Origin of the sequence: Arthrobacter sp. CG_A4 (genome assembly GCF_035985125.1) — a bacterium.
Classification (GTDB): domain Bacteria; phylum Actinomycetota; class Actinomycetes; order Actinomycetales; family Micrococcaceae; genus Arthrobacter.
The window spans coordinates 67,392-79,713 of the sequence record NZ_JAXCID010000001.1 but is presented as its reverse complement, the minus strand read 5'-3'; the positions used below and the strand labels follow the sequence as shown (position 1 = coordinate 79,713).

The window sequence follows — 12,322 nt, the reverse complement described above, 5'->3', positions numbered from 1 at the left end:
CCAACAAAGCCATCGTCGATCTCTCCGCAGCCCAATCCGCGATCACCGAGAACAGCGAATAAACTCCGCGTCACCGATATCGACCACCACGTCACCATAACGATCAACGCCCCGCCGGAACCCACCGGCGGGGCGTTCCCACGTCCACCCCATCGTCACCAACCACGACGCCGCCATCGTCAAATAACGCGACGGCTAACACCGGGCCGCGGGCATGGTCTCGTTGGGCCATGTCGCCTTGGACGGGACGAAGGTCCGGGCCAACGCCTCCCGGCATAAGGCCATGTCCTATGCCCGGTTGACGGAAAAACAGGTGGTCCTGGCCGAGGAGGTCAGTGACCTGATGGCGGAGGCGAGGACCGTGGACGCGGACGAGGATGCCCGCTTCGGGCCGGGCAAACGCGGGGATGAGCTGCCCGCCGAGCTGGCCAACCGGGCCCGCCGCGCCGCCGCGATGGCCACCGCCCGGGCGTCCATCGAAGCCGAAGCAGCGGACAAGGCCCGCCGTGAGGCCCAGGAGAAAGCCCGGTCCCGCGGGGACGATGACGAGGATGATGTTTCCGGCAAGGGCGAAGCCGCCGCGGACGCGGCGGTACCGAAACCGACGGCACAACGCAACTTCACCGACCCGGACGCGAGGATCATGAAGACCGCGGACGGTTCCTACCACTACTGCTACAACGGGCAGGCCGTCGTTGATAAAAATCACCAGGTCATCGTTGCCACCGAACTGAACAACACCGCGGTAGACGTCCAGCAACTGGTCCCGATGGTGAAGAACGTGCAGGACACACTGGAGGCCATGCCCTCGAAGTGGAGCGCCGATGCCGGGTACTGCTCGGCGGCGAACCTGGAACACATCAGGGACCTCGAAGCCGGGGGCGGCACCGAATTCTTCATCTCCACCCGGCGGATGAAACACCACCAACCCGTCCAGGAATCTCCCAGGGGCAGGATCCCGGCGAACGCCACCCCGACCGAGCGGATGGCCCGGAAACTGAAAACCAAGAAGGGCAAGGCCGTCTACGCCCGACGCAAAGCCATCGTCGAACCGGTCTTCGGACAAATCAACACCCGGCAAGGCAAACATGTCCTCTTACGCGGGCTGGAGAAAGCATCCGGGGAATGGAACCTGATCGCCGGCTGCCACAACCTGCTCAAACTCTTCAGCTACCGGACCCAAACCGCCTGAACACCCGGGGACGCGGCCCCGCGATCAAAGCTGCAGGACCCGAACCACACCCCACAGGGGCCTTCCAGGCTTCCTTTCGCGAAAATGCCAGGAGGCCGGGACTCCTTCCAGAAAGGAGACCCGGCCTCCGCGCCGTCACGGCGCAAACCTGCGGAACGGTCAAACCGCTACCGACCCACGCACCTAGTGGGAAACGTTGGGAACTCAGCACATGGTCATCGTCGCCGAAAATCTGGCTCCTTACGAGGAGCCGCAGCGGCCCCGGACGAAAAAGCGAAGAACGGCGCGGAACGTGCTCCTCAGCGTCGTGGCGATCTTTCTCGTCGTCGCCGTCGGTGCGGGCTTCTTTGCCTTTAACCTCGCCAGCAGCTTCAACTCCAAGTCCCAGAAGATTGAACAGGCGTTCCCCGAGGATGCCGGCCGGCCCGCGAAAGTGCAGCCGGGTGCTACCAACATCTTGCTTTTGGGAAGCGACAGCCGCGCCGTAGCGTTGGGGTCAGCCGAAGCCGGCGGCTCGTCAGACCAGCGCTCGGACACCATGATGTGGGTTCACATTCCCGCGGACCACAAGAACATCTACATGATGTCCATCATGCGCGACACCTGGGTGGAGATCCCCGGTCACGGGGAGGCCAAGATGAATACCGCTATGGCACTGGGCGGCATTCCGTTGGTGGTACAGACCCTGGAGGGGATGTTCGGCACCAGGCTGGACCACGTGGCCGTCGTCGACTTTGAAGGCTTCAAGGCCATGACCGATGCCCTGGGCGGGGTCAACGTCAACGTGCACCAGGCGTTCAACACCCAGCAGTTCTCATTTCCCGCGGGGAGGCAACAGCTGACCGGCGAAGAGGCACTTGCCTTCGTCCGTGAACGCAAGGCCTTCAGTGATGGGGACTATCAGCGCGTCAAGAACCAGCAGCTTTTCCTTAAGGCCCTCTTGACCAAGTTCCTCACCGCGGAGACGCTGACCAACCCAGGAAAAATCAGCAGCCTTGTGGATACCGTCTCGCCCTACATTAGCGTGGACAGTTCTTTGGACGGCGCTGCAGCCGGTGCATTGGCATTCGGTCTTCGCGGTGTCCGGGGTGCCGATGTGATCAGCTACACGCTGCCGACCCTAGGGATTGGCACTTCAGACGATGGCCAGTCTATTGTCCTTCGCGACGATGCGGCTATTGACGGCCTGAGGAAGGCTCTGGCCGACGATTCCCTCGGTTCCTATCTGCAGGGAGCCGGACTCACTGATAAGCGCAAGTGCGGACAGGATGCGGGCCAGCGCACTTCGCGGAAGGGTTCGGCCGTCGAGTGTGGACGAGCAGGTAACATTGCAAGCTGGCGCTGCTAGGCCCTAGCGACGATTACGTAAAAAGTTCGACGACGAACGCTACGACGTAGCGGACTGGATTGGCTTTGGGGGAGCATTTGAAATCATCACATGGGGCATGCGCCCGGGCTACGCGCGTAACCTTGCTCGCGCACTCATACTGGCCGGAAAACAGCCCGCCCCAGCGCCGGTGGACTGCCCTGCTGAGGGAATTCTGCGCCTCCGGGTGGGAATTCGATGTGGTGACGCCCGTAGCGCATTTCCCCGTGGGCCGGCGTGAGCTTCCCGCCGAACTGGCCGGACGCGCCTTCCGGCGGCAAAAAGGCCAATTCACCGAGCTGATCCGGCGTGTACCGTACCTACCGCACGGCAACTCGCACCTTGCGAGACTGCTGGACCAGTGCTTCTCCGCGGCCATGTCTGTGCCCCTGGGTCTCCTGACGCGCCGGCCGGACGTGGTGATCGCCACGGCCCCCAGCCTGCCGATCCTCGCCGCAGGTTATGTGCTGGCACGGCTGCGGGGGGTTCCCCTGATCGTTGAAATGCGCGATGCCTGGCCGGATCTGGCCCGGGATTCCCGGATGGTGCGCGGGCGCGTGAAGAGCGTGGTCGAAATGGCGGTCGAGTTCGTCCAGAAGCGTGCGGATCTGGTGGTCACGGTGACGGAGGGCTTCGCAGAGACTCTGCGGGCCCGTGGGCTAAAGAACGTCAAAACCGTGAGCAACGGCCTCCACGTTGACACCATTCCGTTTCTGGGATCCTCGGAGCCGGAGCGGGACGTGTTTGAGGCGCTCTACCTCGGAAACCACGGCGAAAGCCAGCGGCTCGACGTCGTAATCCGGGCCAGTGCATTGGTGGGGGATGCCATGCACCTGCATCTAGTGGGCCATGGCACCCAGCGCCCTGCTCTGGAAAAACTGGCAGCTGAGCTTGGAGCTCCCGTAACGTTCCATCCTTCGCTGCACGGCCAGGACGTCATGGACCGCTATGCCTCGGCGGACACTTGCATCGTTTCGCTGCGGGATGACTGGAAGTCGTTCGAGACCACCATTCCGTCAAAGACGTATGAGGTCCTGGCCGTCGGCCGCCACGTCACGGCCGTCGTCAAAGGTGAGGCCGCGCGCATTATCGAAGATGCGGACGCCGGCGATATAGTGCCCAGCACGCCGGAGGCCGTGGCCGCGCTCTGGCGCGAACTCGCAGCAGACCGCTCACGGCTGGTCCGTTCCGATACCAGCCGCCAATGGGTCAAGGAACACGCTGACTACACGCAGCTGGCAGAGCGATACATGGCGCTCATTTCAGGACTCTTGAGCAAAGCGCCGGCCACCTAGCGGTAATTCGGCTCCTTTGTGATCTGCGGTGCATCACTGCCCGCTCCCGGCGCATTCCGGCCGGAAGGACACGTCCAGCAGACCTCCGGTCTCGATCACAAAACGCCGCACCCACTGCGCCAGGCTCAGCTGGGGCTGGGAGTTCACCATCTGCACGTCCGCCGTCGTGCATTGCTCCATCAGGCGTTGCGCCCTGGAAACGTGATAGCTGGACGTCACCACCGTGATGGACTTCCAACCGTTCGCCTCGGCGATTCTGCCGATGGCACGAGCCTCGCCTCGGGTATCGAACTCATCGGGCCGGAAGCAGAGGAGCTCGGCACTCGGAAAGGCGGCCGAGTTGCAGGCATCATCGGCCGCTATGTTCCCGGGTGTATCCGTGTGGGACAGGACCAGGACGGGGATGTTGTAGTCACGTTGAAGCCGCTGCGCGACCGGCAGCCGTTCGGCCGCAGCGCCGCCGAGCATGATGACGGCATCGGTCCGGTGGACGCTCAAGGGATCCACATTGACAAAGAGTTGAAAGGCGAAAATCAGCCAGAGAACAGCGGCCCCGGTCATCCAAGCGAGAATCCGAGCAGCCGAGGGATTCAAGCGGGGCAGCGGCGGGGGCATGCCTATGAGTCTCGCACGGGTGCTGCACCGTGGAGAAAATGGCCAGCACGGCGCGCGGCTGGCCGAGACGTCGCCGGCGCCTCAACCCGCCGCCGTCAGCCCTGCGCGGTAGCGTAGAGCTGTGCTTGAATCTGTGCCTGAACCGCTGACATCCCCTTCCCCGACAGTTGCCGGGCTCTCCGAGTCGGAACTCCTCGAACGTATTTTCCCGCGCCTGCACCGCGGTGCGGCCCACAACCCGTCGCTGCTGCTGGGCCCCGGGGACGACGCCGCCATTGTGGCCGCACCGGACGGGCGGACCGTGGTCAGCATCGACACGCAGGTGGAGGACCAGGACTTCCGGCTTGCGTGGAACAACGGCTACCGGACGTCCGGCTACGACGTCGGCTGGAAGGCCGCGGCGCAGAACCTCAGCGACATCAACGCCATGGGGGCCCGCGCCACCTCCCTGGTTGTGAGCCTGACCATGCCCCCGCAGACCCTGGTGTCCTGGGTGGAGGACTTCGCCGACGGGCTGAGCGCGGGCATCCGCGAGCTGGGCGCCCCGGACTGCGCCATAGCCGGCGGGGATCTCGGCCGGGGCCGGGAACTTGCCGTCAGCGTGGCCATCCTCGGCACCCTCGACGGCAGGGAGCCCGTGCTGCGCTCCGGCGCCCGCCCGGGGGACACCCTGGCGCTCGCAGGCACCGTCGGCCGCGCCGCCGCCGGCCTGGCCCTGCTGGAGTCGTCCGTCCCCGTGCACGCTCTAACGACCGAACAACGGGCCCTGCTGGACACCCAGTGCCGCCCACAGCCGCCGCTCGCGGCCGGACCGCAGGCCCGCGACGCCGGCGCCACGGCCATGATGGACATCTCCGACGGACTGGTCCGGGACGGCAACCGGATGGCCGCGGCCAGCCATGCCGTGCTCAACCTGGACACCGCGGTGCTCAAGGAACTCGCGGTCCCGCTGCTGCCCGCCGCGGACCTGCTGGGCGCCGACCCCATGGCCTGGGTCCTCGGCGGCGGGGAGGATCACGGGCTGCTGGCCACATTCCCCGCAGGCATTCAGCTGCCTCCCGGGTTCACTGCGCTAGGCTCGGTAGAAGCCCCTGCGCCAACGGACAGCACGGGCGTCAAGATCGCGGGCCGGCCCGCTGACACCGGGGGATGGGATCACTTTGCAGACTAAGATTGCCGCCAACGCGCAAGCGATGAAGCGGTGGTTGGGCAAGGCGGAAATTACGCTGGGGAACCACAGCGACCGCCTGAACGCCATCAACATCTTCCCCGTCGCCGACGGCGACACCGGCACCAACCTCTACCTGACGGTCCGCGCCGCGGCCCACGCCCTCCACGACGCAGCCGCGGATTCCGCCGCCCACGACACCGCACCCCAGGACACCGCCGCCAAGAACGACGTCGGCGCCGTTTTGGCGCGCGCCGGCCAGGCGGCGATGGAGCAGGCCCGCGGCAACTCCGGCACCCTGTTCGCCGTCTTCCTCTGCGCCGCCGCCGAGCCGCTCGCCGGCCACCCCCGGCTGAGCGCGCCGCTGCTGGCCGCCGCGCTGAACCGGGCCCAGCTCCGGGCCTGGTCCGCGCTGAGCGACCCGGTGCCGGGAACCATGCTCTCGGTGATGGAAGCCGCCGCCCGCGCCGCGGCTGCCGTCGATTCCGCGCACGACGGCGACGACAGCAACCACACGCTGGGGCTGGCGCTGGACGCCGCCGTCGAGGCCGCCCTGGACGCTGTGGTCCGCACCGAGGACCAGCTCGCCGCCCTGCACGCCGCCCACGTGGTGGATGCCGGCGGCGTCGGCATGCTGCTGATCCTGGACTGCCTCCGCTCCGCGGTGCTCGGCGAAGAACTCCAGGACCAGCTCCTCGACGGCCTGCACGGCTACGACGTCCAGGACCCGCACATCCACGCCGGCATGCCCCGCGACGAGGGCGTGGAAGTCATGTGCACCATCACACTCTCGCCGCTGGACGCCGCCACGATGCGCCAGCGGCTCGACGAAATGGGCGACTCGGTGATCATGAGCCAGGTGGGCCGCGCAGTCGACGAGTCAGGTGCCTACCGTTGGCGCGTCCACGTCCATGTACCCGACGCCGATCCCGCCGTGGCGCTGATCCGTTCCCTCGGCGAGCCCTCGGACATCTCGGTAAGCGAGCTCGCCCTGCCGGACGCCGAGCTCCACCACGTCAGAGCCCGTGAATCTGCACTCCAGATCCCGGACGGACATGAACGCTGAACCGCCCAGGGCCGCAGTGAACAACGCGGAACTCGACAACGCGGAACTCGAAAACGCCAAACTAGCCAACGCCGAACTCGGCCTGGGCCTCGAACGGCGGATCGGCAAGCGTTCCGCTGCCGTCATCGAGAAGCACCTCGGCATCACCACGGTGGGCGGGCTGCTGAACTACTTCCCGCGCCGGTACCTCAGCCGCGGGGAGCTGACCCCCATTAGCGAGGTGCCGCTCGATGAGGAGGTCACCCTCATTGCCCGGGTGGTCTCCAACAGCACGCGGTCCATGCGCGCCCGCCGCGGTTCCCTGACCGACGTCGTCATCTCGGACGACGCCGGAGCGCCGGGAACAGGGAGCGGGGGTGCGGCACGCGCCGCGGGGACCGGGCTGCCGGGCACCCTCAAGGTGAGCTTCTTCAACGGCTTCCGGGCCAAAGCAGAACTCCGGCCCGGCCGGCGCGCCATGTTCTCCGGCAAGGTCACGCGCTACGGCGGCTCGCTGGGGCTGACAAACCCCGACTTCCTGCTCCTCGACGAGGACCCCGAGACCCCGGAGCTGGATCCGGAAAAGCTCGCGGCCATGCCGATCCCGGTCTATCCGGCCACCGCCAAACTCACCAGCTGGTCCATCCAGAAGGTCATCGCCACCCTCCTGGAAACCGCGGACTTGGCGGTCCTCGGCGATCCGCTGCCGGCCGCGATCGCCACCCGGGAGAAGTTCCTGCCAGTGGCGGACGCCTACCGGCTGATCCACGCCCCGCAGACCCCCGCGGACTGGCAGTGCGCCCAAGACCGCTTCCGCTACCAGGAAGCCCTGGTGCTCCAGTCCGCCCTCGCCCGGCGGCGCGCCCAGCTCGCGGCCGAGGAGGCCACGGCCCGCCGCCCGGCGCGGGACGGCCTGCTGACGACTTTCGACCGGCAGCTGCCGTTCACGCTGACCGCCGGCCAGTCCGCCGTCGGCAAGACCCTCGCCGAAGAACTCGCCCAGGACTCGCCCATGAACCGGCTGCTCCAGGGCGAGGTGGGCTCCGGCAAAACGATCGTGGCCCTGCGCGCCATGCTTCAGGTGGTGGACGCCGGGGGACAGGCGGCCCTGCTGGCCCCTACCGAGGTCCTGGCCGCCCAGCACTACGAATCGATCCGCCGCACGCTCGGGCCGCTCTCCCGCGACGGCATGCTGGGCGGCTTCGGCCCCGACGCCGTCCAGGTCACACTGCTGACCGGCTCCATGCCCACCGCGGCACGGAAGCAGGCGATGCTTGACGCTGCTTCCGGGACGGCCGGAATCGTGATCGGCACGCATGCCCTGCTGAGCGATAACGTCTCCTTCTACGACCTGGGCCTGATCGTCGTCGACGAACAGCACCGCTTCGGCGTCGAGCAGCGTGATGTGCTCCGGTCCAAGGCCAGCAAACCCCCGCACCTGCTGGTCATGACCGCCACCCCCATTCCCCGGACCGTGGCCATGACCGTGTTCGGCGACCTCGAAACCTCCATCCTGGACGAGCTCCCGGCGGGCCGCGCGCCGATCACCACCCACGTGGTGGGGCTCGCCGAGCACCCGGCCTGGCTCGGCCGGCTCTGGACCCGCTCCCGCGAGGAGATCGACGCCGGCCACCAGGTCTACGTTGTCTGCCCGAAGATCGGCACCGACGACGACGGCGACTTCGCCCCCGGCGAGGCCGAGCCGTCCGCAGCGGACCTCGAGGGCGATAACGCCGCGCGCGAACTGGCGTCGGTGACCAGCGTCGTCGAACAGCTACGGGACGAACCCGCTCTGGCCGGGGTCCCCGTGGCGCCGATGCACGGCCGGCAGGACCCGGTGCTCAAGTCCGGAACCATGGCCTCGTTCACCGCCAACCAGACCAAACTGCTGGTCTCCACCACGGTGATCGAGGTGGGCGTGGACGTGCACAACGCCACGCTGATGGTGATTCTCGACGCCGACCGGTTCGGCATCTCGCAGCTCCACCAGCTCCGCGGCCGGGTGGGCCGCGGCGGGCTGCCCGGCACCTGCCTGCTGGTCACCACGCTGGAGCCCGGCCATCCCAGCCGACGCCGGCTCGATGCCGTCGCGGCCACCACGGATGGCTTTGTGCTCTCGCAGGAGGACCTCAAGCTGCGCCGGGAGGGCGACATCCTGGGTGCCTCGCAGTCGGGTGGACGGTCCACGCTGAAGCTCCTGCGGGTGCTCGACCACGAGGACATCATTGCCCGCGCCCGGCAGGACGCCCAGCGGATCGTGGCGGCAGACCCGTCGCTGGCGGGCCACCCCGGACTCGCCGCGGCGATCGACGATTACCTGAACCCCGAGAAGGAGGCGTTCCTTGAACGCGGCTAGCAGGATCCACGCACTGACTTCCCACGCACCGGCTTCCCACGCACCGGCTTTCCACACACCGACGGAGGCCCGCGCGTGAGCCGTATCATCTCCGGCGCGGCGGGCGGAACCACGCTGGTCAGCGTGCCGGGGTCCCTCACCCGCCCCACCACGGACCGGGTCAAGGAGGCGCTCTTCTCCCGGCTTGATGCCTTCGAGGTCATTGCCGATGCCCGCGTGCTGGATCTCTATGCCGGTTCGGGATCCCTCGGCGTTGAAAGCGCCAGCCGCGGCGCGATGGCCGTGGACCTCGTGGAGTTCGATGCCAAGGCCAGCGAGGTCTGCCAGCGCAACGCGGACCTCGTCAACACCGTGGCCCGCCGCAAGGTGGTCTCGGTGCACCGCTCCAAGGTTGAGTCGTTCCTAGAGCGGACCCAGGAGGGTATCCGCTGGCACCTCGTCTTCCTCGACCCGCCTTACCCCCTGGACGAACCAGCGCTGGCCGGGGTGCTGGCCAAGCTGCTTCCGCACCTGGCCGAGGGCGCCGTCGTCGTAGTGGAGCGCTCATCCCGGACCCCCGAACCGTCCTGGCCGGACGGCATGGAGCGGTTTGCGGAACGGAAGTACGGGGAGACCAAGCTGTGGTTCGCCGAGCCGGGTGTCGAGGAAGGCCCGGCGGAAACCGACCCGGACCAAACACAGGATCCCGACGGCGTATAGGGCGTGTCCCCGCAGTCGTTGGGCCAGATAGTGATGGTTCGAAGGACGACGCCGCGGCGGGTGGGGGCGAGCTCGTCCGAGCGTGTGGCGAGACCGCCGCTTGACCTTACGATCGTGTGGTCAACTGGCTTCCAGCAGTGCGGACGCCCCTGATGCCGGGCGAGTCCGGCATCAGTTCCTCAGAATCCAATGATCATCGGTCAAAACGGTACGAGGTGGCATCCGTGCACTGTTTCAATAACTCAGCCCCCAAACTAGGTGACGCACCCTGGTGCTCGCGTACCACCAATTCGCCTGAACTGACCCTGAACGGCCTGCAAATTGTCGATCAGACACGTTGGAGCATGAGGACTTCCGGGAAGGTGTCCTCGAGTTGCTCTGGCCAGGCCGGGTGGTCCGTTTCTGCGGCGGCCCAGGGGTGCCCGGCCGTGAATTGGTGCCAGTCGGGGAAAGGGTCCGGGGGCATTCCCGGGTCCGGGCCCGTGTCCGTGGTCATGGTCGTGGTCATGTTTGTTGTCAGGGCGTGGTCGGGCCAGTGGGGTGGTTCCCAGTCCTGGTGTTCGCTGGGGTAGTCCCGTCCTGAGGGTGAGGTCCAGCCTGGCGGGTGGTTTTTGCTGGCTCCGGTGGGTGTCCAGGCGGAGCCGTGTTTGAGGCGGTGGTGGCGGGGGCATGCTTGTCCGAGGTTGGCGATCCCGGTGGTGCCGCCGTCGGCCCAGGCCAGGAGGTGGTCCGCTTCGTTGTCCAGGGAGTGGTTGTTGCAGCCGGGGAAGAGGCATCTGCCGTCGCGGAGCCGGAGCCATTGACGCTGGGCTTTGGTGAGGCGGTAGCTGGTCCTCCCGATTTCCAGGGGTGCGCCGTCGCGGGGGTCGGTCAGGACCCGGTAGAACGAGTCGGCGCCGTCGGCGATCAGGCGGCGGGCCATGGACGGCGGGATCGGCCCGTACCCGTCCAGGACGGCTGGTTCGTCGGTGGCGCCCAGGAGGGACAGGAACGGGACGGTGATCAGAACCTGCGCCCTGGGGGACGGGACGCCCCCGCACGTGCCGGTGCCGCCGCCGGCCGTCCCCAGGGTAGCCCCGCAGGTGGTGCCGTTGGTGAGGAGCCAGGTGGCGGTGATGTCGGCGCGGAGCTGGGTGAGGGTGCGGGCCTCGTCAGGGTTTTGGAGGGCGCGGGCGGCGGCGGTGGCCCGGTCCCAGATTCCTGCGGCGGTGCCGGCGGGGAGGTAGGCCGAGAGCCAGGCCATGCCGTCCCGGTCCGGGAGGTATTCGACCCGCCGGTCTGCAGCGCTTTTGTTGTGGCGGGTCTCGATGCTGACCGGGTGGTGGCGTTCGCGCCAGGTGCGTGCTTTGGCGCGGAACCGGCCCGGGACGAGCTCCCCGGGTGGGCAGCCGCGGGCGGGGTTTGGGGCGCCGGGGTCCAGGAAGTGCGCTTCCAGCCCGGCCGCCCCGTGCCCGTCCAGGGTGCTGGTTTCCTCGCAGATGATCCGGGCGTGGGCCCAGGAGATCGTCCCGGCCTGCAACGCTCCCAGGGTCAGCGGCAGCGCCGTCGTCAGGGCCTGGCAGTCGGCCAGGAGCGAACCAGAGGTTCGTTCGCTGATAGTCAGGACACAGGCGACTTCGGCGGTCAGGGCCATCTCCTGCATGGTGTGTTCCTGCGGGGACGCGGCAGGGGATGCCAGGGCCCGGGTGGCCTGGGCGTAGTCCGCGGCGAGCCGCACTTTCAGCGCCGCGGTCCGGGCTTCCAGCCGGGCCGTCTCCGCGAGGCCGTCCAGGCAGCTATCGGCCAGATCCCGCAGCGGATCAGCGCCTGGCAGGGCACCGGCGCCAAGCAGCGGATGAGCGTCCCGCCGCGGACCGGCAGCGGGCGGATCCGAGCGCTCCGCGCCGGCGCCGGTGAGGCCGGCAAGCACAGCGGCGGACGCCGCGACGGCCGCCATGGCCTCCCTGCTTTCCGCGCTCCACGCTGTCCTGATATCCATACACTCAGAATATAAGGAGGCACCGACAATTAGCGGCCGCGTTGCGGCAGGAACCGGGCACTGACCAACGCCCCTGAACCGGATTTTTCTCCTATTGACGGGCGGCGGCCAGCGGCTTCTGGGCGTGTGCTGGGGAATGGTTCCAGCACACCAACTCCGTCACGAACTACATGCGGAGATGCGCCCTAAATTCGCCCGGTCAATTTCTTGCAGCGATGGCGATCAACGCCCCAACCGTCTGGTCGAGCGGCCGGGTTGTGTCCAGCTCGTGCGTGGACCCGGCGCGCAACAGCGGCTCCACGTCCGCGATGTCCTGCACGATTTTCGCGCGGGCGAGTTCTGGCAGCCCGTCGACCTCGGCTTGCACGGAGTGGGCCAGCTCGGGGGTGGCGCTCTCACTGCCGGCTTTGACGACAGTGCGGAATTCCGGGTCGGCGGCAACCTGCCAGTTCACCCGGACCTTATACGGGGGCATGACTGTGAACCCGTAGTGAACGCACTGCGAACCTTGGCGGGATTCTTTGGCAGGGCCCCCTCTGGTCCGCAGGCTATCCCGTGAGGACGGCATCCTCGAAGCCTTCCGTGAGGACCGTGAAGTCTGGGCCAGA

At 67.5% G+C, this 12,322-nt stretch carries 9 protein-coding genes and 1 pseudogene; 7 read left to right on the top strand and 3 right to left on the bottom strand.

Translation table 11 applies throughout. The annotated features are described in order from the left end of the window. Positions 1-211: 211 nt before the first annotated feature. The 3 genes and pseudogenes from RCH07_RS00370 to RCH07_RS00360 form a co-directional block, all read left to right on the top strand. Positions 212-1,192, top strand: a pseudogene (locus RCH07_RS00370) (transposase); the annotation flags it as partial. Positions 1,193-1,403: 211 nt separating this feature from the next. Next, positions 1,404-2,540 (top strand): LCP family protein, encoded by a 1,137-nt coding sequence (locus RCH07_RS00365; protein ID WP_326965482.1) that lies wholly within the window; start codon positions 1,404-1,406, stop codon positions 2,538-2,540. A 122-nt stretch (positions 2,541-2,662) separates the two neighbouring features. Further along, positions 2,663-3,853 (top strand): glycosyltransferase family 4 protein, encoded by a 1,191-nt coding sequence (locus RCH07_RS00360; protein ID WP_326965481.1) that lies wholly within the window; start codon positions 2,663-2,665, stop codon positions 3,851-3,853. A gap of 33 nt (positions 3,854-3,886) precedes the next feature. Here RCH07_RS00360 and RCH07_RS00355 read toward each other — a convergent pair whose 3' ends face one another. Further along, positions 3,887-4,414 (bottom strand): YdcF family protein, encoded by a 528-nt coding sequence (locus RCH07_RS00355; RefSeq protein ID WP_326965480.1) that lies wholly within the window; start codon positions 4,412-4,414, stop codon positions 3,887-3,889. Positions 4,415-4,589: 175 nt separating this feature from the next. Here RCH07_RS00355 and RCH07_RS00350 point away from each other — a divergent pair, with 175 nt between their 5' ends. The 4 genes from RCH07_RS00350 to rsmD all read left to right on the top strand — a co-directional run bounded on the left by RCH07_RS00350 (position 4,590) and on the right by rsmD (position 9,736). Continuing rightward, positions 4,590-5,639, top strand: coding sequence for a thiamine-phosphate kinase (locus RCH07_RS00350; protein WP_326965479.1), 1,050 nt, complete (start codon positions 4,590-4,592; stop codon positions 5,637-5,639). Positions 5,640-5,661: 22 nt separating this feature from the next. Continuing rightward, entirely contained in the window at positions 5,662-6,702 is a 1,041-nt protein-coding gene (locus RCH07_RS00345) for a DAK2 domain-containing protein (RefSeq protein WP_326965654.1), read from the top strand. Next, on the top strand, positions 6,692-9,037 hold the full coding sequence (locus tag RCH07_RS00340) for an ATP-dependent DNA helicase RecG (protein WP_326965478.1): 2,346 nt from the start codon (positions 6,692-6,694) through the stop codon (positions 9,035-9,037). The genes RCH07_RS00345 and RCH07_RS00340 overlap by 11 nt, the downstream gene beginning before the upstream one ends. A gap of 75 nt (positions 9,038-9,112) precedes the next feature. Further along, positions 9,113-9,736 carry a 16S rRNA (guanine(966)-N(2))-methyltransferase RsmD gene (gene rsmD / locus RCH07_RS00335; RefSeq protein WP_326965477.1) on the top strand — a complete coding sequence of 208 codons (624 nt, stop codon included), beginning with the start codon at positions 9,113-9,115 and terminating at the stop codon, positions 9,734-9,736. Between the two features lie 328 nt (positions 9,737-10,064). Here the strand turns inward: rsmD and RCH07_RS00330 are convergent, their stop codons facing one another. Beyond that, entirely contained in the window at positions 10,065-11,714 is a 1,650-nt protein-coding gene (locus RCH07_RS00330; RefSeq protein WP_326965476.1) for an HNH endonuclease signature motif containing protein, read from the bottom strand. A 199-nt stretch (positions 11,715-11,913) separates the two neighbouring features. After that, positions 11,914-12,189 (bottom strand): PhoD-like phosphatase N-terminal domain-containing protein, encoded by a 276-nt coding sequence (locus RCH07_RS00325; protein WP_326965475.1) that lies wholly within the window; start codon positions 12,187-12,189, stop codon positions 11,914-11,916. Between the last annotated feature and the right edge of the window lie 133 nt (positions 12,190-12,322).

Coding starts and splice junctions, on each gene's coding strand:
- RCH07_RS00330 (WP_326965476.1), bottom strand. CDS start 11,714: ATGGATATCAGGACAGCGTGGAGCGCGGAAAGCAGGGAGGCCATGGCG.
- RCH07_RS00355 (WP_326965480.1), bottom strand. CDS start 4,414: ATGACCGGGGCCGCTGTTCTCTGGCTGATTTTCGCCTTTCAACTCTTT.
- RCH07_RS00365 (WP_326965482.1), top strand. CDS start 1,404: ATGGTCATCGTCGCCGAAAATCTGGCTCCTTACGAGGAGCCGCAGCGG.
- RCH07_RS00345 (WP_326965654.1), top strand. CDS start 5,662: ATGAAGCGGTGGTTGGGCAAGGCGGAAATTACGCTGGGGAACCACAGC.
- RCH07_RS00340 (WP_326965478.1), top strand. CDS start 6,692: ATGAACGCTGAACCGCCCAGGGCCGCAGTGAACAACGCGGAACTCGAC.
- RCH07_RS00325 (WP_326965475.1), bottom strand. CDS start 12,189: ATGCCCCCGTATAAGGTCCGGGTGAACTGGCAGGTTGCCGCCGACCCG.